Raw genomic sequence first — 19951 nt, 5'->3', positions numbered from 1 at the left:
ACAAAGCTTAAGCGGCGTCTTTGTGTGGATGACTTTGGCGGTGATACAAGAATTCCAAGACCGCACTTCGACATTGAGCGTAACGTGCGTTATCGGCTAAGGCGACGCGGTCACGGGGGCGCGGCAAATCGACCTCTAGAATTTCTCCGATGGTGGCGGCGGGACCATTGCTGAGCATGACGATGCGATCCGATAACAACACGGCTTCGTCAACATCATGCGTGACCATCACCACAGTCGATTGCGTTTGCGCGACGATACGGAGTAACTCATCTTGCAAATGGGCGCGTGTCAAGGCATCGAGGGCACCGAACGGCTCATCCATCAGCAAGACTTTTGGCTCAATCGCCAAAGCGCGAGCGATACCGACGCGTTGTTTCATACCGCCGGAAATTTCATGCGGGCGTTTCTTTTCAGCGGCGCTGAGTCCGACCAAGTCCAAAGCGCGATGGGTACGGGCGACTAATTTGCTGACCCGCTCCGCGCGACCAAAGACGCGTTCAACGGCGAGATAGATATTTTCAAAACAGTTTAACCACGGCAGCAAGGAATGATTTTGAAACACCACGCCACGTTCTGGAGACGGACCGGCGATTTCGCGATTCGCGCAAATCAAGGTGCCGCTGGTGGCGGTCGTGAGTCCCGCGAGCAAATTCAGTAGTGTCGATTTACCACAGCCAGAATGGCCAATCAGGCTGATAAATTCCCCTTTGGCGATACTCAAGTTGATGTCTTTCAATGCATGAAAGCGACCGCGCTTGGTATCGAAAAACATCTCGACGTTTTGAACTTCAATATACTTTTTAAGTTGATCCATGAGTGCACCCTGTTTATTCGTCGTAGGTGAATGCGCGTGCCGCTGCAATCAAAATTTGTTCGAGAATGAGACCGACTAAACCGATCACCACAATCGCGATCAGAATGTGTGGCACATTCAAGTTATTCCATTCATCCCAAACCCAGAAGCCGATACCAACACCACCCGTTAACATCTCCGCGGCGACGATGACCAACCACGCCGTGCCAATCGCCAAACGCACACCGGTCAACATGTAGGGCAAGACGCTCGGAATATAGATGCGGGTGAGGACGCGCCAAGCGCTCAAATCCAAGACCTTGGCCACATTCAAATAGTCTTGAGGAATGCGCTGTACCCCAATCGCCGTATTGATCAACATAGGCCAGATCGAGCAAATGAAGATCGACCAAATCGCTGCCGGGTGGGCCGCTTTAAACACCAACAAACCGATCGGTAACCACGCCAAAGGAGAAACAGGTTTCAGTAAGCTAATGATGGGATTGAACATGCCACTCAAGAAGCGATAGCGACCAATCAAAAAGCCCAGCGGAATGCCACACAAAGCGGCCAAGCCAAAACCAACCGCGACGCGTTTTAAGGAGGCATAGATGTTCCAGCCAATGCCTTGATCGTTGGGACCATTTTGATAGAAAGGGTCAGAAAATACCTTGACCGCTTCCTGCCATGTCGCAGTCGGTGAGGGCAAGGAATTGTTCTTTTCCGCGATGATGGACCAGATTAAGACTAACAAAGCTAAGCCCAAGAAACGTGGCAAGAGATAAAGGAAACCACTACGGACGAGTGCTTTGGCTTGAGCAAAGTAATGCTTCACACGATTGTGGTAGACCTCTTCATTAGCGCCTTGATGGCTATCGTGTAAAGGCTTCACTTTGAGTGGCGTACTACTCGTGTTGGAAACAGACGTCTCGCTCGCCAATTTGACGGAATTGCTGGGGCTTAGGCTGGCAGTCATACTCACACTCATGCTTTGATTTTGAAGGATGCAGCGTAGGCGGCGGGATTCTTACCATCCCAGACTGTGCCATCGAGCAATTTGCTTTTACGCATAGGATCTTTCGGGACGTTGACCTTGGCCAAACTGGCGCCGTCTTTGTACAGATCGATACGGTTCACCGCTTGCGCAACGGCCAGGTAGTCGGGATCAGATTTCAACAAACCCCAACGGCGATGCTGGGTCAGGAACCACATCCCATCGGAGAGGTAAGGGAAGTTGACCGCACCATCATTGAAAAACTTCATGTAGTTAGGATCATCCCAAGTCTTACCTAGTCCATTTTGATAGCGGCCCAAAATACGTTGGTTGATGACGTCGACCGAAGTATTGACGTAGGACTTCTCAGCAATCGTTTCCGCCATTTTTTGTTTGTTGCTGAGGGACGCATCGATCCAGCGGCTAGCCTCTAGGATCGCGGCGATCATGGCTCTCGCAGTGTTTGGATATTTTTGTGTGAATTCAGCCGTAGTGCCCAAGACTTTTTCTGGGTGGTCTTTCCAAATATCTTGCGTCGTGACGGCCGTGATGCCGATGCCATCGGCAATGGCGCGGTGATTCCAAGGCTCACCAACGCAGTAGCCATCCATATTATCGACCCGCATATTCGCCACCATTTGCGGTGGTGGCACGGTAATCACTTTGGCGTCTTTCATCGGGTTGATGCCGTGTGCAGCGAGCCAGTAGTACAACCACATCGCATGAGTGCCGGTCGGGAAAGTTTGTGCGAAGGTGTAGTCGCGTTTTTCTCTCGTCATCAGTTTGGCGAGGCCAGGACCATCCACTGCGCCTTTGTCCGCCAGTTTTTTCGAGAGCGTAATGGCTTGCCCATTATTATTGAGCGTCATCAGAATATTCATATCCTTCTTCGGACCGCCAATCCCCAATTGCACGCCATAGATCAAGCCATATAGAACGTGCGCTGCATCGAGTTCGCCATTGACCAATTTATCGCGCACACTGGCCCAAGAAGATTCTTTGGTTGGAATAATTTTGATTCCGTACTTTTTGTCGAAGCCCAGCACCGAGGCCATCACCACAGACGCACAATCCGTCAAAGGAATGAAGCCGATTTTGACTTCCTCTTTTTCAGGCTTGTCGGAGCCTGCTGCCCATACGCCATTGCTCAACATGGCACTAGCTGCCAGCGCACCAGCACCTTGTAAGAGTTGGCGACGACCAAAATGGGGAGTGTTCGTTGTGTCATGGTTCAAGGCTTCCTCTCTGTGATTCATGCTGTTGCTTGCCGGAGTATCCGAATCGTGTGAAATGTCTTTGTTCAATTTCATGTGTGGCATGCTGGCTCCTGTTTTTCATCGCGTAAAACAAAAAAGGCATCTGCACCGGACCCTGAGTGCGCAAAAAATGCGCAGGGTGCGGTGAAGACGCCTTTGTCTGAAATAAGCCAACCGCCGTTGGCTGGCTCATTTAAATTCGGTAGTTCAATTTTGATTTAGCAAAGAGCGTGCCACGATTTCTGCGGCAAAAGAAAGTGGGCTGGAGTGGTCTGGAGTGGAGCAGCTTTGAGCACGGTGTTGGTATCTGGCCTTGGCGTAAGAGAAGCTGATTTCGCTCTCGTTTTCCTCTCGTGTCGAGGCTTTGTTGTTGTCGATGGCAGCTAATGAGCGGACTGAGAGTAAGGGACAGTGGTCTTATTACTTTTATTGGGAACCGGCACGTGATTGCACTGCTTTGGGTCGAGGTGTATGCGCATTAATTGTGCGTCGCACCAAGTTGGAACGGATGACTCAAAGGCGACTTGCTAGCCGAGCAAATCTGCAACATCGAGTATGCGCTGCGCCAGATCAACCAATCTGAGATTTTTTTCCATCGCTTGCTTGCGCAGTTTTTGATAGGCTGCTTCTTCGCTCAGACCATGCTTGGACATCAAGACTCCCTTCGCTTTGTCGATGATCTTGCGTTCGGCGAGTTTGGTCTTGGTTTCGTGCAGCTCATTGCGTAGCTTTTGATCGGCGTTAAAACGCGCTACAGCGACTTCTAAGACGGGCTTGACGCGATCGACTTGAAGCCCAGCGACGACATAGGCGGAAACGCCCGCGTTCATGGCGGCGGCGAGTTGTGACGGATTCCCTTCTTCCGTAAATAACACAATCGGGCGCGGCGCATCGCGGCTGACCATCACTAGATCTTCGAGCACATCGCGCGCATCGGATTCAGCATCGATGATGATCAGATCAGGTTGAAGCTGGGTCAGGCGTTCAATCAAATAGATGTCACCTGGGATGGAGGCGATGACGTTGTAACCCGCTTGTAGCAAGCCTATGCGCAAGTCGCGCGAACGCTGGAGTTGTGCCTCCAGATGCGGATCGCGGTCCTGTTCAAGATCATGAGGGTGGCTAATCGTATTGATTACCACGATGCGAAGACTGGTAGCATGCGGGTCCAGCATGCGTTTCCCTTTCTATATTGATTATCAATGGCGTTTTATGAAGTCAAGAACGCTCAAGGATTCAATGCAAGTTCTGCGCCACCTTGTTGAATTGTGAACTTTGCTATCTTTTTCATCAGATGATTTCTAAAGTAAATTCGATGGTCAACAGAGGTGAGGCTTATACCAATTCTTTTTTCAGATGACTTCACATTCGCTTCATGTTGTCTTCACCTTGCTTGCTTACGCTAGTCACGCTCGATCTGGCGCAGTTGCTGATCGATCACCAACCATTTAGACAAGGAGACCATGATGTTAGAGGCGTCACCACACAGCGATTCTCGATTTCAAACAGAACCACAGACTGAGGAAACAACGCAGGCGCAGGAAGCGAAGCAGCCACAGCTATTTCTATCCATTCACCTTCATCAGCAAGGCGGCTTACGGTTCGATCTCGTGCTCGAAGGTAGAGAAACAGAGCGGCGGAGTGTGCAAGGAAGTTTGTTCCGGCTACTGCGTGAAGTCCGACGCTATCGACCTCAACGCGTGGTGATTGCGGCGGGTGAGCTGGAGCGTATTCGTAAGATCGCTGGAATCGTCCTCAGCATGCTGCAATTGGCGATGCCGCGTTGTGAGCTGCGCCTCAAACTACAAGGACACTAATGAGCTTGGTGTGGGCTGGTATGACGAACTCTTTAGGCGCTGGTCGTGATTTGATCTACAATGTCCCCAATTTCTCAGGGCTTCTTTTTCGAATCACAGCAAAGGGTGTTCTTTCATGGCACGGCTTCCGCGTCTGGTCATTCCGCATCAAACGCATCACATCACGCAGGCCGGCATTGATGGCAAAACTATTTTTGCCGATCATGCCGACTATCAGGCTTTTGCTGATTGGCTCAAGGCAGGGCTCAAGCAATATAAGTTGAGTTTGCACGCCTATTGCATTTTGCCCGATCGATTTCATTTGCTGGCCACGCCTTCAGATGCGGAAGGTTTGGGTAAATTAATGCAGTGGTTAGGGCGTTATTACGTTCCTTATTTCAATGCGAAATATAAGCGTTCAGGGTTGTTGTGGCAGGGGCGTTTTAAAGCGACCGTGATCGAAGCCCAGCAATACTTTTTACCTTGTTGCGTCTTGATCGAAGAAATGCCAGTGCGCTTGCATTTGGCGCATGAGCCTGCGAGCTATGCGTGGTCGAGTTGTCAGCATCATTTGGGTTTGCGCGCGGATCCTTTAGTGGCCGATCATTCCATGTACTGGGGGCTGGGTAATACGCCGTTCCAACGCGAAGCGGCCTATCGGGCATTATTGGAACGTGGATTGTCGTCGGCGCATTTTAATCAGATCAATGACGCCACCAATAAAGCGTGGTTGTTGGGATCGGAAGCTTACAAAACCGAAATGGCCAAGCTAACCGAACGGCGCGTTGAACCAGCCGCGCGTGGTAGGCCACGAAAGAAACTAGTGGGTTGAATCACCGCGTGTTCTTAACATGAGACCCGATCCAGTCAGTAATGAATTGCGAGCTTCGATCGATGCGGTTTTTTGAATACGGGCGAGTTCTGCGGGGCGGGTGAGTACTGATCGTCTCGTGATAGATTGCCCCGCAAAAATCAGGCTGATGAAGGGCGAACATCCGCCCCGTTGTTCTTAGTGATGATGACCGTGTTCGCCATGCACGTGACGATGGGCGATTTCTTCTGGTGTTGCAGGACGTACTTCAAGCACGTGCACACCAACTTTCAAGGTTTTACCAGCTAAAGGATGATTACCATCCAACATCACTTGGTCGCCCTTGATTTTGAGTACGGTGTAGATGGTTTCTTCGCCTTGATCATTGACGCCTTGCATGGCGCCGCCGACTTTGACGCCCGGCGGAAAATCTTTCTTGGAAATGGTACGGAGCAGGCTTTCATCACGTACGCCAAACGCATCTTCGGGGACCAAAGTCATCGCTACCTTGAAGCCAGGTTCTTGACCTTGCAAGGCTTCTTCAATTTTTGGTAGCAAGTTGTCGTAACCACCGTGCAAATACGCGACCGGTGTCTTGCCGTTTTCGAGTACTTTGCCTGTGCTTTCGCTCACGGTGAGGCGGAGTGTGACGACGCTGTCTTTATCTATTTTCATATCGGGTAATGGTAATTTCAGAAAAACCGACATGATAGCGGAAATAGGCGTCAACCTAGTCTCGATTGAGGGGCTAGGATTTCAGAATGAGTGTAGAGAAATGATTATTTGCTATAAATTTAACAATAAGCTTAATAGAAAATACAAATTCTGTTTGCTACTTCTCAGATGGACTGTTGCGGCAATTCCGTTTCGCCCGAAAATGTGTTGACACACAGTAACTCCATTGGCAAAGTTGATTGAAGGTGGGGTAAATGCGAATTGGGCACATTGTGCTCCTGCCAGTCTGCCAAAAACTCGCTTGGACAGACCTCAATATCTCGGATGTGATTCACTCTCAATTTGCTTGCTGCGGAAGGTTCTGCATTGAAGAAAGTCCTATCACCGTTGGCTGTGTATCGCCTCGTCATCCTGTTGTTGGCGACCATGGTGCTCGGCTTCACGGTGCATGCAGCATCCACTTCCGAACTGCGCTTTCAACGTCTGTCGGCCCTGGGGGCCGATCAACTATCAACTTTATCGTTGCTGCAAGACCGTCAGGGTTTTATATGGATAGGGACCAATAACGCTGGCTTGTATCGTTTTGATGGTTATCACAGCGAAAAATATCAGAGCCAAGCGAACGATCCAACCAGCTTGCCGCATGATCGTATCTCGGCTTTATATGAAGACCAGCAAGGCCGGATTTGGGCGGGTACACAGAACGGCCTGGCACTCTTTAATCCCAAGACCAACAACTTTACGCGCTATATCTTGGAAGGCGGTCCGAGCAATCAGCGCATCATTAAAGTGATCGCTCCTGATGGCAAAGACGGCTTATGGTTAGCGACTTGGGGCGGCTTACAGCACTTCGATCCGCACACCGGAAAGTTCACGCTGTATGCACATGATCCCAAGCTTCCTGATAGTTTGGGAAAGAATGACTTAAATGCGATTGCAGTCGACGATGCTGGTGGTGTGTGGGCGGGTACTTGGCCTGCAGGTCTCGACTACTTGGCACCTGGCTCGCAGAAGTTCCAGCATTTCCGCGTCGACAGTGACAGCGCCCCTGACTCGAAATTGAATATCGTCCGCTCCCTATTTATCGATGATCAAAAACGTTTATGGATAGGCACAGAGAACGGTGTTGTCCTGTGGGATACCAAACAGGCATGGGAGACCCGCAAACGTCTCGATTCGCCATCGAGTCGCGTGAATTATTTGTATAGCGATCGGAATGGCGCGGTGTGGGCAGCGACGCTCTCGGCAGGCTTGCTGCGTTGGGATGCGCCACGTGAACGCTTTACGCAATTTGTGAAGCAAGCGATTGACCCCTATAGTTTGCCCTCAGATGATGTGCGCGCCGTTTTGCATGATCGCGGTGGTATGTTGTGGGTGGCAACGCTCACCGATGGTATCGCACTCGCCAACCTCAATAGCCGTGGCTTCCGTCGCATTATCCCTTTCGATGCAGATGTGCAAAATCCACGTCCCAACAATTCCTTGCTACGCATCGCCGGTAAGGGCGATGGCAAGCTCTGGCTGAGCAGCAATAGCGGCGTGGCTTTGTTTGATCCGCAAACTGGCGAGGTGTTGAAACGCTATCAGGCCGATAAAAAGCGCAAAGGTACTCTGAGTAACGACCTCGCGTATAGCTTGTATCAAGAAAATAATGGGCCACTATGGGTGGGGACTTCGGTTGGCCTGAACCGGCTTGATCCGACTAAAGATGAGTTTTCTGTTTTTCATTTCGGCAGCATCGCCGATGACTACATCAACGTGATAGCTCCAGCTGCTGGAGGAAAAATATGGTTAGGCACCGGTGATAGTCTGATTCACTTTGATCCGCTGCAGAAGACCTATACCAAATATCAATCGGATCCTAAAGATCCGCATAGCCGCAGTGCAAAGGGTACGACGGTCATTCTGCATGATCAGCAAGGTAGGGTGTGGGCTGGCGCAGAATGGGTTGGCGGTGGTTTGGATTTACTTGACTTGGCGACCGGAAAATTCAGCCATTTTAAGCATGATCCGAAAGACCCTGAAAGTATTAGCGCTGACAATGTGTCGTCCTTATTTCAAGACGCTAAAGGTCGTATTTGGGTAGGTACTATTAACGGCTTGAATCAATTAGTTCAAAGAACCGATGGTAGTTATTTCTTTGTACGTTATGACGGACCGAATAGTATCGGTCGCGCCAAAATTGTAGCGATTGAGAGTGACTTAAAAGGTCGTCTCTGGTTGAGTACTGTGGACGGGTTGATTAGCTTTCAGCCTGATACGGGCGATGTGTATCGCTATACGGTGAGTGATGGGTTGTCGGACAATTTTGCCGGTCCTTCTCATCGTAGTGCGGATGGCTTGCTGTATTTTGGCGGGACCAAAGGGATGACCGTGGTAATGCCGGAGAAAGTCCAGCGGATCTCGGTGCCGCCGCAAGTCGCCATCACTGACATTAGTGTCTTTAACCGTTCCTTAAAATCCGGCAAAGGCGTCGACGGTGTCGCTCTGCAAGGTCCCGTCACCGCGCCATTAAGCTTGACTATTGCGCGGCAGGAATCAGTCTTCTCAATCGAGTTCGCTGCCCTACATTTCACGAACCCCAGTGCCAATCGTTACGCTTATCGGCTCGCTGGATTTGATCGTGATTGGGTTGAGATTGATGCCGATCATCGCAATACGACGTATACAAATCTCAATCCAGGTGAATACACTTTTCAAGTAAAGGCGACCAATGATCTTGGAATCTGGAGTGATCACATCACCAGCGTCAACATTGAGATCCCGCCACAATACTACCAAACGAATTGGTTCCGCTGGTTAGTCGCCGCCATCATTGCTGGACTGTTATGGGTGATTTACTTGTGGCGTGTGGGGCATCTCAAACGAGATCAAGCGCGCTTGGAAGCTTTGGTCGCGGTACGTTTGCAGGAGTTGCTGGCACAACAGCAGCTCAATCGTGATAACGCAGAGCGGATGCAAACAGTCTTGCAAAATGCAGCAGACGCGATTCTCACGACAGACAAGTATTGGACCATAGAATCGTGTAATCGCGCTGGTTTGGAGATATTTGCGAGTTCAGTCGAATTGATGACAGGAGGTTCGTTTTTGGATCTTTGCGTGGAGGACCTCAGCGAGCGGCTACAGCAAGGCATTCAAGCACCCGACTTTATCGAGAAAGGGCATACCGAATTAGAAGTGCAACTCAAACGCGCGGATGGCACGCCGTTTATCGCTGAGTTGTCTTTGAGTGGTTTTGCCGACGCTGGGCAACGTAAGTTTATTTTGATCGTACGTGATGTCACCGAGCAAAGACGTGTTGAAAAACTAAAGACGCAATTCGTCTCGACCGTCAGTCATGAATTACGTACGCCATTGACCGCGATTCGAGGTGGTCTCGGTTTGATGGTGGGTGGTGCCACCGGCGAGTTACCGCCAGCAGCGGCGAAATTGGGACAAATTGCCTTGGGCAATGCAGAGCGTTTAGGACGTTTGATTAACGATCTTTTGGACATGCAGAAAATCGAAGCGAATATGATGGACTTTAATTTCCAGCAAGTGCCGCTCGAAAAATTGTTGGCCGATGTGATTGAATCGAACCAAGCCTTCGCGCAAAAATTAGGCGTTCAATTAGCCTTGGAAAATGGGTTGGTAAATGCAAGTTTGCGGGTTGATCCAGATCGTTTCGCACAAGTGATGGCGAACTTGATGTCGAATGCGTGTAAGTATTCTCCGAAAGCGGGTACGGTCAGTTTACGTACTGTGGTGATTGGCGAACATCGAGTGCGCATCGAGGTAGTCGATCGAGGTCCTGGAATTCCACCTCAATTCAGCGAGCGTATTTTCCAGAAGTTTTCGCAAGCCGATGCTTCTGATACGCGCGCCAAAGACGGTACAGGTCTGGGGCTGGCCATCGCCAAAGAGATGGTTGAAAAAATGGATGGTACGATAGGCTTTGGGCCTAACCCTGAAGGCGGTACTATTTTCTTCGTCGAATTTGAATCGCGTTAGGCGAGCGCCGGGGGACGTAAAGCAGGCCAGCGCAATAAGGTTCCCAAGCCCATACAAAACCCCGCGGTGAGCCATACCAAGGAAGCGGTGATATCGAACGCCGTGAGCTGTTTGGGTACCATCCACAATAAGGGAAAAATCAACAGGCCTCTCACGGTGCACAAGCAGGCGATAAAGCAGAGTGCGGTACGCAGTAGATAGAGTCTTGGTAACAGCCCCGTCGCCGAAAGCGCGAACACGCCACAGGCTTGCATCAAAGCACCAACCACCACGGCACCGACTGGAGCATACCAAGTACCCTGGCGTACTGAGTTCACCACCCATTGCGGTGAGGTTAAAAAACGATACCAATCGAGACCAACCCAAGGTGCGATCCAATGGATAAGGGCACCAAAGGTGGCGATGCCGGTGACGATCAGGAAGCACAGACGTTCAAGTCGCATAGAGAATCATTCTTGAGTCGGATTTGAGCTGAATAGAATTGTCTATTCAAAAGAATAAGCACTGCAGTGTACTCGAAACTCGAGTGGCTGTGCGTCCGCTCAGCGGCGCCTTTGCTTTGCTCTTAATTGCTCTCTAAGTGCTGTAGCAACTCGCGCTCTATCATCCAAAAGTGCGCTGCAGTCCAACTGAAATTGGCTGGCCCTTGTCCCTCGCCGGTCAGCGGATGGTAGTTCTCTCGGAATGGTGCGATTTGCGTCACGCCAACCGCGCGGTCTATGACTTGCTGTGCAATGCGACGTGCGGCATTTCCTTCACCATAGTGTTGCATGCCTTTGAGGGCGAAGTAGACTTGGTCTAACCACACGCGTCCACGCCAATAGCTGGTGGGATGAAAGGCCGGATTGCTCAAGGCTGCGGTAGGGAAGGCGAGATAGCTGGCGAACTCCTGTGGCGCTAGCCAGTGCTGCATGGTGCGTCGCGCATGTTGCGGCGTGGCGGCACCAGCCCACAGAACAGCAAAGGCTTCGCTACCGCGTCCACGTTGTGTCAGCAAAAGACCGCCACCACATGCTGTTGCATCTGCTTGCTGCGACAGAATCTTTCTATCGTAAAAATAACCAGTGCTTGCATCGAAAAAACATTGATTGATTTTCTGTTTGAGTGAGCGTGCTTGTTGTCGCCACTGTCTTGCATCACTTTGCAGACCCAGCACTTGTGCCATCTTGGCGAGGTAGAGTTTATCTGCATACAGAAAGGCGTTGAGGTCGACGGATTCTTGATTCATCGAGTACCCGAGTAACTCGCCTTGTTTGCCGTGTATGCCGTCGTTTCCATGACTCGATGTCGCGCGATTCTCAAAGAAATCGACTTGCCAATCTTGGCGTGCCGCTTTGAGGTCACCGCCATGGTGTAATTTTGCGTAGTCTGCGAGTTGATTGTCTTCGATAAATCCAAAGCGCGCAGCGTTATCCATGCCCGACTCATAACCAGTCGCTTCTTGTGCTGGCGCGATCGGTGCGAGGCCTTCTTTTTGTGCTTGTCGGTAGAGTTCAATGCTGTAGCAGACTAATCCCAATGAAGCACTTTTTTCGCAGCGCTGATTCCAAGATGGGGCATCACTTTTGATAAAAAATTTCAGGGCACCGTTCTCGTCATTATGCTCAGGGTGGCGTGTTGCGCCGAATTCGACTAGACCATTTTTGTTAGTGTCGCGATGTGTGTACCACCATTGATGGAAAGCTTTCAGCTTGGGATACACCTCTTTTAACCAAGCTCGATCACGTGTAGTTTGATAGATCTTCCAACTGGCCCAACTTGCCAGTGGAGGTTTGGTGTTGCGTTCATTCCAGTTATAGCCATCCCCGCCGCGAATCGGATCTTGGTTATAGCAGACATCGTCGATGATCATGCCTGCATCTTGCGGCCGAATCGGATCTTGAGCGCTAATTTGCACCGATAACATCAAACGCATTTGTTGTTTTGCGAGATTGGGATCGAAGTCGCTCAGTGCGTAGGCTTGTTTAAAACTATCCCACGCCCACATGCAATTAAACCAGCGCGATGTGGTCGACGGCACCACACCGTCAAAGCGCAGAGCTCCAGCGGGGCGACGCCAGTTATTGACTAAGGTTTCCATAGCCTTTTTTTGTAGTGCAGAACGCGCGCTTTGTGATCGTGCGTGCCACGATTGTTCCGCTGCACGCCATTGATTTTGTACGTGCGCCATGCTGCTTTTCACACTGGACTCGGCTTGCTGACGATCTTGCTGATCAAGCGCGTAATGATGGGCCGTGTAGGTCGTGAAATCGCCATCAGGAGGAACTTGAATGTCATCGCTAGTGCTGGTGTATGACAAGCCTTGTATGTGGGTTTGGCTTGGCAGTTGACGCGTGATCCAATAACTGCCGCTGCCAGAGATCATTAATTCGCTCGGGGCGCGAACGCGTCCGAGGTCCACATAAAGCGCGTACGCATCGGCGCGTAAAGTGCGTGACCAATGAGGAAACTTAGCGTCGAATCGAGCGATCTGGACTTTCTTCTCTGCTTTCGCGCTGTCTTGTGTTTGCCATTGATCGAGCAAACTACCATGCCAGCGTAGTTGAATCGTTCGCCTATTTTGTGTGTGGTTGTGAACGCGGATTTGTATCAAGGCCGTATGACTGGATACGAAGCGCAACTCCAAGCCCAGACTTAAATCTGGCCAGCGTAGATTTTGGTGTAGACTGCCGCCCTCGGCACGGATCTGCCACTGGGCATCGGCTTTCGTCAGCATACGTTGCTGCGTTACATCGAAAACATCGATCACATCAAAGGCTCGAGCGAGAAACACACCGTATTCTTCGGCGACGATCATGGGGCCGTTAAAGCCGCCACGATCTTCGACGGACTCTGGCAAAAGGAAGCCATGCCAACTTCCCCGATCGAACCATGGATTAAATCGTTGATTGGCGTAGGGATCAAAATCTTGCATCGCCATCGGTGTACCACGCCGCTCTATCGTTTGCCGTCCGATTTCCTCACTGGGTGCTTGTGCAGAGGCGTGGCCAATGATCAACAGCAGGAAATAGGTGCTGCGAGCGAGTGGAATTTGGCGGCGCAGCTGCGTGGCGTATCGGTGTATGAGTTTGGTGAGGGCAGAAAACATAAATGACTTAAGGGAAGACTGATAATTTTTAAATGATCCTTAATATATCAAGTCGTCATCTTAAGCCAGAATGCGTCGCGTTTCGAGCAGGATTTAAGCAAGATTAGGTGCGTTTTGGTGATAGCACTTGCTCGCTTAAGTCTTAGTTGTGGGGAACATGTTTATGCGGCGTTATGCACGGTAAAGCAAGGATGTAATCCTTGTGGGTTCTCAATGCGTCCTCAGTGCGCTGATCTGCAGTTGATACAAGGCTGCGATCAGGTCAGATTGAGTGACGATCCCACACAGACGTTTGGATGCGTCCACGATGGGTACCGAGTGAAGCCCGTGATCGCTGAAAAGCGGCACCAGTTCTAAGATATTACTTTCGCTTGAGGCGGTGATCGGTTGTCCACTCATAATATGGCCAGCAACTGACACCTCGCTGCCACTCAAGGCGCGAGCCTGGTCCAAAACCTGTCGTAGGCGCAGATCGAAATCGTGATAGACATCGAGCCCTGCATGCTTCAAGAAATCAATGAGACTGATGACGCCGATGATGTTTTGCTCGGCGGTGACCACGGGAAGACTACCAATTTTGTGTGTGCGCAGGAGCTGCCAACACTGCTCCAAGGAAGTTTCAAATTCGACGGTGACGAGATGCTGCGACATAATATCCTTACACCGGATTGTGCCGTGGTGGCGCTGGTGTACTTGAATTTCCACTTGACTGATGAGTGACTGTAAATCGGCACGCGTGATATCGAGCATGGTGCCTTGTTGTTCGAGCACGGCATCAAGGTCCGCATCGCTGACACCAAGCCTGGCGCTGATGACTTGGTCGCCAGTACGATGAAGATTGCTTTGTTTGGAATCGGTATGCGGATAGGAAATCGTATGCAACTTGTGATACGCGAGTGCGCAGACGACTAAACACAGTGATTGCAGCGCCACGGGGGCGAGCGCATAGTGCCAAGAGAGGCTACTGATGTTGCTATCGCCCAAGACCGCCAGCAACGCAATCGCGCCGCCAGGCGGATGTAGGCTATGTGTGATGAACATGGCGAGGATGGCCAGCGTGACCGCCAGTGCGGCGACGGCGGCATGCGCTTGAAACAGGTGGATGCAGGCAACCCCCACCAAGGCTGAAATGCTATTGCCGAATACCACGGCCCAAGGTTGCGCCAACGGTGACGAGGGGAGGATAAAAATTAATGCTGCACTCGCGCCCATTGGGGCGATCAGTAAGGGCATACTGGCGTGGCCAAACAGCAGATAACTTATCCAACTCGCACTCATCAGTCCACAGAGCGCGCCGAGGCTAGCCCGCCAACGATCGCGCCAACTGAGTGTGGTCGAAATAGGGGCGAAACGCTGCAGTACAGCTTTCAAGCTGGCGATATAAAAACTGGTTTTCAAGCCATAGCCTATGTACGGGGAGCAGTCTTTTTGAGGATGAAATGCGATTGTTCTGTACCCGCGCAAAAAGTCGAGAGAAGTGCTTCACCGCGATGTATTTTTCTTGTGCTGCATCAAAAAATACATCGTTCGCTCCCGACTTTCGTTTCATTTGCGGCTCCCTCGTGCCAGAGTAAGGGAATGACAGTCGCCAAAAAATTTCCTTTGCATCCATCCCATCCTGAGCGCCTATGTTGGGGGTGTGATCGCTATTGTCCAAGTGATTCTTTGGCCTGCGGTAACGGCGCGGATCGGACTGCACATCCTATGGAATTGTTTGGCGAGGACTGGCATCACGACTCTATTCCGCAAGTGACGCCCGCATTACCAAGCAGTTCTTCTGCCGAGCTCGAGACTTAGTCCGCTTCCATATTTGCAGCACGACGCGATAAGTTGTTTGGGTTCCCGCCCATCGATATGGGCTGCATTCGTGCAGAAACGACAGGGGCAGTGAGTGAGCTTGTCGCACTTACCTGAGTTGGCTATGATGGTCTTATCTTCAGGAGCCAAGATCCATGCGATTCATACCAAAACCTCACGGTGAGTTTAAGATTCAATGGCAGGGCGATGTATTTTTCGTCGAGTATTTTGATGTGTGGAACGACATCACAGCACGTCAACTACTGCAGGCTTCATTACCACTATGGGAGGAGCACGGAGGCAAGCCTTGGGGATTGTTGAGTGATGCGCGGCAATGGGCCGGCGCGACACCAGAGGCAATCGAAGCGTGGTGGCACTTCTTTGAAGTCGGCGTCAAACATGGCATGGTGGCCTTCACCGGATTATTGCCATCAGAGCTGCATGTGCGTTTGGTGGAGACCTTATCGCAAAGAGCGCAACAGCTGGTTCCGTATGAACGTAGTCTGGATTTGGCTGCGGCGTATCAGTGGTTGGAGCAGCATGGGATTGCTAGTACTTCAGCGCCCTAATCGAATCGTGAGTGCGGTTTTTGGATGTCGTTCATCGCCAACCAAAATAATTGAGTTCGAGTTGGCGGTTCTAGCACTTTAGCATCGCATAGTAATGGTTGCCCCCCTCATCTTGGTATTCATCGACTAAGCGTAGACCGGACTCAATGCCGATTTTCAGATATTGTTCTCGGCCTAAGGAAGTCGAAATGCTGCCTGTTATTACATCTTTCCATTGATGGACTTGAGTCGGAGCAGTGAAGAGAACATGCCCCTTGGGGGCAAGACAGCTAGCAATCTTCCGAATCATTTCTTGTTGTTGCTCGGACGTGAGCAGGAAGATCACACCAATCGCGATCGTTGCATCAAATTTCAAGTGGAAGCAATCTGACTTGAGAAAGTTTGCGCATTCAACGCGTGATTTGGGGACGGTCTGTTCATAGAGTTTGGCAAGGGTTGCGGAGCAATCAATCCCGAAGAGTAGATGACCGCGTCCTGCGAGAGTTATGCCGAGTGGTTTTCCGGAGCCGCAACCAATGTCGAGAATTCGTGCTGGGCTTGTTAGACGATCGGACCAACTTTGTAAAGTTTCCACGCCAATCGACGATACGCTGCGCAGTTCTATGAACTTTCCTGCGTGAGATTCATAAGACGATTGTGGCATAGTAAAAACACCTTGGTAATTGAGAAAATTTATTGCGCAGACTGACTTCCATATTCGGTTAGGCATGTAGCTTGCGCCAAAATATCACCAAACCTACGCTTATTACTTCATTGGCACTTTTTTATCTTTACGCCAGCGCCAGACTTTACGTATTACGATGAAACAGAGGCTCAGTAAAATCGACCAAGGTAAGAGGTAAGCAAATCCTGTAATGGCTGAGGCGGACCCTTGCGCTAAGTTGCTGGAAAAATCGTGCAAGGCATTCTTCAAGGGGGCCGAGAACGAGGACTGTTCGATACTCGACAAACGGACATAGAGTATTTCAGTATCGACGCGCTGTTGCAGTTGCGCATATTTTCCGTTCAAGGCCTCTAAATCACTTTGCACCTGTGCGAGTTCTTTGTTGACCTTGATGAGCGCATCCACATCATTCTTGGCACGCTCTCGTAAAGCTTCGAGGCGTTGGCGGTAGTCGGTCAAGAGTTCCTGCTTCTTTTTAGTATCACCGATCGGTCCTGCGAGATCTTCTGCCGTCGTTGATTGATCGATGACTTTGCCAAGTTTTTCTAACTCTAACAGGATAGATTTAATGCCTGCGCGACTTGCTCGAAATTTCAAGTTCGCGCTACTGCCATGTCCTGTGTTCAACTGAGACTCTAGCAGTTCGCAATGTTCATTGACAGCGGCGGCACAAACTTTCTCCAATTGCGCGCTGACCGTGCCGATGCGTTCCGCTTCGAGCTCTAATCTCACTTGATGTTGGTAGGCTAAGAAGTGATTACTTGATGTCTTGGTTGCTGAGGGGTCTTTGCTCGTCTGTGCTCCGCCCAATTCCGCTTTGGAACATGCGCAGAGCGATAAAATGCTTGCAGTGATCAGCGCATAGAGGCAAGTGCCGAAAAATTTGGGCTTCGTCGATGCTGAAAAAAAGTAGGTCGCACTGAGCGGCATGATGGAGGTCCTCAAGGAAGAGTGACGTTGATCTGGAATGAAGTTGGGTGTTCGAATTCGTCGCCTAATCGGGAATTAATGCTTCAGCTGGTGTTTAGTTGACAGCTTTAGTTGACAGCAATTGCGACTATGGAAGCTACAGGATGTTGAATCATAGGTTTTAAGTGTGACGTAAGCTTTGGAAGTAGTCATCCCAGTGTTTTCAAACAAAGATCACGGATATCTTTGAGATGAGGCGCTTTGACATCTCGTAGTTTGCTTTTGCGTCTAGCAATCTCGGCCTTTTGTGCCTTGAAATCATCGACAAATCGCTCACCAAGAAAGTTAACGCCTAGGCAGCTACGCCCTTGATTTTCCTGCAGAAGCGCCTGCAGAAAATGACGCGGCCTCGATGCCGCTGCGCGCCCCAACATCTCATACAGACTTTCCAATACATCGCCAGGTTCTGTGCTTGCCGTCAAGCGAATAGCGATCTCCAAAGCGCCCTTTTTTTTTGCGACAATCTCTTTTCTAAAAGTTTGAGGTCGCGTGTGAGGCGCATGTCTGGATCAATTGCTTGACGTGAATTGGACCCATACGCTATCTCTCGAACCTGCTGAGCCGCGTCAGCGCTGGGTCGTGCGAGCCACTTCTCCCATGCGCTTAAGGCTTCGGTTGCAGCTTCAGCAGAGAGTGGATTGATGATTGTGATGCCGAGGATGAAGGCTTGGAGGTACAGTTTTCGCATGGTTTGTAGGGATCTCAAAATTGCTGTGGTTTGTCTTTAGTTGAGAATCGAGTGAATTCTTGTAGTGACTTGATGAGTGGTAAAGTCAGTTCAATCGTCAAACAGTTTTCAGTTTATTTGTTATCGACATTAACGGGGATCGTGTGCTGCATCAAGTCAATGGAATCTTCGCGTCGGGGCGTCTTGGTGTTGTTGACCGATGGCGTTGATAGACCTCGACGATGTCGCCTTTCGTTTCCGTGTTGATGATGTCGCGCGCAAATTGAAGGTGCTCATGAATCCCTTTTAAATTGAAGAACCAGTACAGGCTCATGAATGGGCTCACAAATTGCGTACTACCTTTGGTGCGCTGCGTGAAGTGTTGGTCACCAAAGCTGCCAATCACCGCGCTAGCAATTGAGTTGTTGACGATACTGCGGTGCAAAGGCATTTTTTGATTTAAGTATTCGACTAAGGATACGAAGTCTTTTCCTTCCTGCATGTCGTTGGTCAGTGCGATTGAACCCAAAAAACTACCGCTGCGGCTGAGCGTTGCGATATTTTCCAAGCAGGCATGGTGATTGAAATCATGTTCTACTCCAAAGCCGATAGCGGCCAAATAAGCATGATTGGGCATGACCAGATTCGCGGCCACGATAGAGCACGCATCTTCAATGATGGTACCAACCCGAACTTCATCGCCAAACATCAAACTGTCTGTACCTCCATCAACCAAAATAATGGTATCGATGTGATGTTGTTCGATGATATGTGTATATCCAGCAGCGAGCGGTCGCACACCTATTTGGTCTGAGAATCCGTACATCGGCGGACATTCATGTCCTGCGTCCGCAATCCAGTCGAGGATATATTTTTCGGGGAAATACGGTAAGTCATCGGATTGACGACTGATTCGAAACGTCCCAGGGCATACTTCCTCGCTTCCAGAAAAATCGAGCGCGCTAAAGGAAAGGTTGGCCAAAACTAAGCTTTTTCCCTGCTGACGGAAATGAGAATACAAGGCGATGCCGCTGACAATGTCAAAGCCACCGCCTGCACCAACTAGAAGTATGTTTCTCGCGGATTGTGTTTGTTCGAAGAATGGTGTTTGCATATGAGTGTGGATAAGTTGGGTAGCGCTCAACCATCAGGGCCGCGCATATTGCTAATTTCGATAATCTCGGTGACCTCGAGAATTCGCTTACATCGTCCAAGGCCGCCATAACTGCCTAATGGGCCAAGTTTGCCACGTAGTACGAGATGGGTCGTGCCCCATGGATCTTGGCCGTTTTCACCTTGCCGCTCTGCTTTCGCCAAAGAGAGGCCGCTGACACACCATTCTTCTTCCTGTCCATCTTGTGTGAAGATCGCATTTTCGAAATTATAGAAATAGTCACCGCTATAGAGCGTGTCTTGTGACGATTGTTTCGCATCGCAACCGGTGAAGGCGCACATTACAAAAGCAAAGCTGAGGGCGATTGATCTTTGCATCGTGGGGTCTCTTAATTTTTCTATTTACTTGTTTCGGCGAAAGTGGCGCATTCGCTCGTACTTGAAATGCGGTCGCGTTGAGCGTTTAAAATTAACAATACTACATGCGTTTTTCGATAAATAGTGAGCTTATTGATAATGATGGTAGCTTCAATTTCTTGATGTGAGGTCGTGCAGGCTGAAGGGGGATTCCTCTTTTTGAACGCTACACTCGAGTTTTTTTGATAGCGTTGTACAAGTCTAAGTAAAACTCTAACAAACCACTTCGATCCCTCATACCATGCTACTGAAAGGCTTGAATGCAAGTTTTCACTCTGCATAAAATACCTGCGTAAATGGACACTGTCCCTTTTAAATAATATGCCGTTTTAAGACCACTTTTTAAACG

At 50.1% G+C, this 19951-nt stretch carries 18 protein-coding genes; 5 read left to right on the top strand and 13 right to left on the bottom strand.

Annotation, left to right across the window (positions count from 1 at the left end; genetic code table 11):
• Positions 1-7: 7 nt before the first annotated feature.
• The 4 genes from RF679_RS17015 to RF679_RS17000 all read right to left on the bottom strand — a co-directional run bounded on the left by RF679_RS17015 (position 8) and on the right by RF679_RS17000 (position 4221).
• Complete coding sequence (locus RF679_RS17015; RefSeq protein ID WP_309481821.1) at positions 8-817, bottom strand: ABC transporter ATP-binding protein; 810 nt, start codon at positions 815-817, stop codon at positions 8-10.
• A 13-nt stretch (positions 818-830) separates the two neighbouring features.
• Positions 831-1772 (bottom strand): nitrate ABC transporter permease, encoded by a 942-nt coding sequence (gene ntrB / locus RF679_RS17010; RefSeq protein WP_309481820.1) that lies wholly within the window; start codon positions 1770-1772, stop codon positions 831-833.
• Positions 1773-1780: 8 nt separating this feature from the next.
• A complete protein-coding gene (locus RF679_RS17005; protein WP_309484040.1) occupies positions 1781-2944 on the bottom strand; it encodes a CmpA/NrtA family ABC transporter substrate-binding protein in 1164 nt (387 codons plus the stop codon).
• A gap of 629 nt (positions 2945-3573) precedes the next feature.
• Positions 3574-4221: an ANTAR domain-containing response regulator gene (locus RF679_RS17000; protein ID WP_309481819.1), complete on the bottom strand. Its 648-nt coding sequence runs from the start codon at positions 4219-4221 to the stop codon at positions 3574-3576.
• A gap of 288 nt (positions 4222-4509) precedes the next feature.
• Between RF679_RS17000 and RF679_RS16995 the strand changes: the two genes are divergently transcribed.
• Both RF679_RS16995 and RF679_RS16990 read left to right on the top strand, forming a co-directional pair.
• A complete protein-coding gene (locus RF679_RS16995) occupies positions 4510-4863 on the top strand; it encodes a hypothetical protein (protein WP_309481818.1) in 354 nt (117 codons plus the stop codon).
• A 115-nt stretch (positions 4864-4978) separates the two neighbouring features.
• Positions 4979-5674, top strand: a complete 696-nt coding sequence (locus RF679_RS16990) for a transposase (protein ID WP_309481817.1) — start codon at positions 4979-4981, stop codon at positions 5672-5674.
• 177 nt (positions 5675-5851) lie between these two features.
• On the opposite strand, the gene RF679_RS16985 is transcribed toward RF679_RS16990, so the two are convergent.
• Complete coding sequence (locus RF679_RS16985; RefSeq protein WP_309481816.1) at positions 5852-6328, bottom strand: FKBP-type peptidyl-prolyl cis-trans isomerase; 477 nt, start codon at positions 6326-6328, stop codon at positions 5852-5854.
• 366 nt (positions 6329-6694) lie between these two features.
• On the opposite strand from RF679_RS16985, the gene RF679_RS16980 reads away from it, so the two are divergent.
• Positions 6695-10318 (top strand): two-component regulator propeller domain-containing protein, encoded by a 3624-nt coding sequence (locus RF679_RS16980; protein ID WP_309481815.1) that lies wholly within the window; start codon positions 6695-6697, stop codon positions 10316-10318.
• Here RF679_RS16980 and RF679_RS16975 read toward each other — a convergent pair.
• From RF679_RS16975 to RF679_RS16965, 3 genes are all read right to left on the bottom strand, one after another.
• Entirely contained in the window at positions 10315-10761 is a 447-nt protein-coding gene (locus RF679_RS16975) for a hypothetical protein (protein ID WP_309481814.1), read from the bottom strand. The genes RF679_RS16980 and RF679_RS16975 overlap by 4 nt on opposite strands.
• Before the next feature lie 122 nt (positions 10762-10883).
• Positions 10884-13406, bottom strand: coding sequence for an alpha-glucosidase (gene ygjK, locus RF679_RS16970; RefSeq protein ID WP_309481813.1), 2523 nt, complete (start codon positions 13404-13406; stop codon positions 10884-10886).
• Positions 13407-13616: 210 nt separating this feature from the next.
• A complete protein-coding gene (locus RF679_RS16965) occupies positions 13617-14804 on the bottom strand; it encodes an HPP family protein (RefSeq protein WP_309481812.1) in 1188 nt (395 codons plus the stop codon).
• Positions 14805-14984: 180 nt separating this feature from the next.
• Between RF679_RS16965 and RF679_RS16960 the strand changes: the two genes are divergently transcribed.
• Both RF679_RS16960 and RF679_RS16955 read left to right on the top strand, forming a co-directional pair.
• Positions 14985-15203 (top strand): DUF3079 domain-containing protein, encoded by a 219-nt coding sequence (locus RF679_RS16960; RefSeq protein WP_309481811.1) that lies wholly within the window; start codon positions 14985-14987, stop codon positions 15201-15203.
• Between the two features lie 155 nt (positions 15204-15358).
• Positions 15359-15772 (top strand): hypothetical protein, encoded by a 414-nt coding sequence (locus RF679_RS16955; protein WP_309481810.1) that lies wholly within the window; start codon positions 15359-15361, stop codon positions 15770-15772.
• 70 nt (positions 15773-15842) lie between these two features.
• On the opposite strand, the gene RF679_RS16950 is transcribed toward RF679_RS16955, so the two are convergent.
• From RF679_RS16950 to RF679_RS16930, 5 genes are all read right to left on the bottom strand, one after another.
• Complete coding sequence (locus RF679_RS16950; protein ID WP_309481809.1) at positions 15843-16415, bottom strand: class I SAM-dependent methyltransferase; 573 nt, start codon at positions 16413-16415, stop codon at positions 15843-15845.
• Between the two features lie 102 nt (positions 16416-16517).
• Positions 16518-17366: a DUF4349 domain-containing protein gene (locus RF679_RS16945; RefSeq protein ID WP_309481808.1), complete on the bottom strand. Its 849-nt coding sequence runs from the start codon at positions 17364-17366 to the stop codon at positions 16518-16520.
• Between the two features lie 188 nt (positions 17367-17554).
• Positions 17555-17845: a hypothetical protein gene (locus tag RF679_RS16940; protein WP_309481807.1), complete on the bottom strand. Its 291-nt coding sequence runs from the start codon at positions 17843-17845 to the stop codon at positions 17555-17557.
• Positions 17846-18244: 399 nt separating this feature from the next.
• The gene (locus RF679_RS16935; protein WP_309481806.1) at positions 18245-19186 is read right to left on the bottom strand and encodes a DUF1152 domain-containing protein; all 942 of its coding nucleotides are present in this window, start codon (positions 19184-19186) and stop codon (positions 18245-18247) included.
• A gap of 26 nt (positions 19187-19212) precedes the next feature.
• A complete protein-coding gene (locus RF679_RS16930; protein WP_309481805.1) occupies positions 19213-19563 on the bottom strand; it encodes a hypothetical protein in 351 nt (116 codons plus the stop codon).
• Positions 19564-19951 lie beyond the last annotated feature (388 nt).

The organism is Undibacterium cyanobacteriorum (genome assembly GCF_031326225.1).
In the GTDB taxonomy this organism is placed as follows: Bacteria; Pseudomonadota; Gammaproteobacteria; order Burkholderiales; family Burkholderiaceae_D; genus Undibacterium; species Undibacterium cyanobacteriorum.
This window is presented reverse-complemented; position numbering and strand designations above follow the sequence as displayed.

Bases quoted from the DNA above. Each gene is read 5' to 3' on its own strand.
- RF679_RS17015 (WP_309481821.1), bottom strand. From the start codon at position 817: ATGGATCAACTTAAAAAGTATATTGAAGTTCAAAACGTCGAGATGTTT.
- ntrB (WP_309481820.1), bottom strand. From the start codon at position 1,772: ATGACTGCCAGCCTAAGCCCCAGCAATTCCGTCAAATTGGCGAGCGAG.
- RF679_RS17005 (WP_309484040.1), bottom strand. From the start codon at position 2,944: ATGTTGAGCAATGGCGTATGGGCAGCAGGCTCCGACAAGCCTGAAAAA.
- RF679_RS17000 (WP_309481819.1), bottom strand. From the start codon at position 4,221: ATGCTGGACCCGCATGCTACCAGTCTTCGCATCGTGGTAATCAATACG.
- RF679_RS16995 (WP_309481818.1), top strand. From the start codon at position 4,510: ATGATGTTAGAGGCGTCACCACACAGCGATTCTCGATTTCAAACAGAA.
- RF679_RS16990 (WP_309481817.1), top strand. From the start codon at position 4,979: ATGGCACGGCTTCCGCGTCTGGTCATTCCGCATCAAACGCATCACATC.
- RF679_RS16985 (WP_309481816.1), bottom strand. From the start codon at position 6,328: ATGAAAATAGATAAAGACAGCGTCGTCACACTCCGCCTCACCGTGAGC.
- RF679_RS16975 (WP_309481814.1), bottom strand. From the start codon at position 10,761: ATGCGACTTGAACGTCTGTGCTTCCTGATCGTCACCGGCATCGCCACC.
- ygjK (WP_309481813.1), bottom strand. From the start codon at position 13,406: ATGTTTTCTGCCCTCACCAAACTCATACACCGATACGCCACGCAGCTG.
- RF679_RS16960 (WP_309481811.1), top strand. From the start codon at position 14,985: ATGACAGTCGCCAAAAAATTTCCTTTGCATCCATCCCATCCTGAGCGC.
- RF679_RS16955 (WP_309481810.1), top strand. From the start codon at position 15,359: ATGCGATTCATACCAAAACCTCACGGTGAGTTTAAGATTCAATGGCAG.
- RF679_RS16950 (WP_309481809.1), bottom strand. From the start codon at position 16,415: ATGCCACAATCGTCTTATGAATCTCACGCAGGAAAGTTCATAGAACTG.
- RF679_RS16945 (WP_309481808.1), bottom strand. From the start codon at position 17,366: ATGCCGCTCAGTGCGACCTACTTTTTTTCAGCATCGACGAAGCCCAAA.
- RF679_RS16935 (WP_309481806.1), bottom strand. From the start codon at position 19,186: ATGCAAACACCATTCTTCGAACAAACACAATCCGCGAGAAACATACTT.
- RF679_RS16930 (WP_309481805.1), bottom strand. From the start codon at position 19,563: ATGCAAAGATCAATCGCCCTCAGCTTTGCTTTTGTAATGTGCGCCTTC.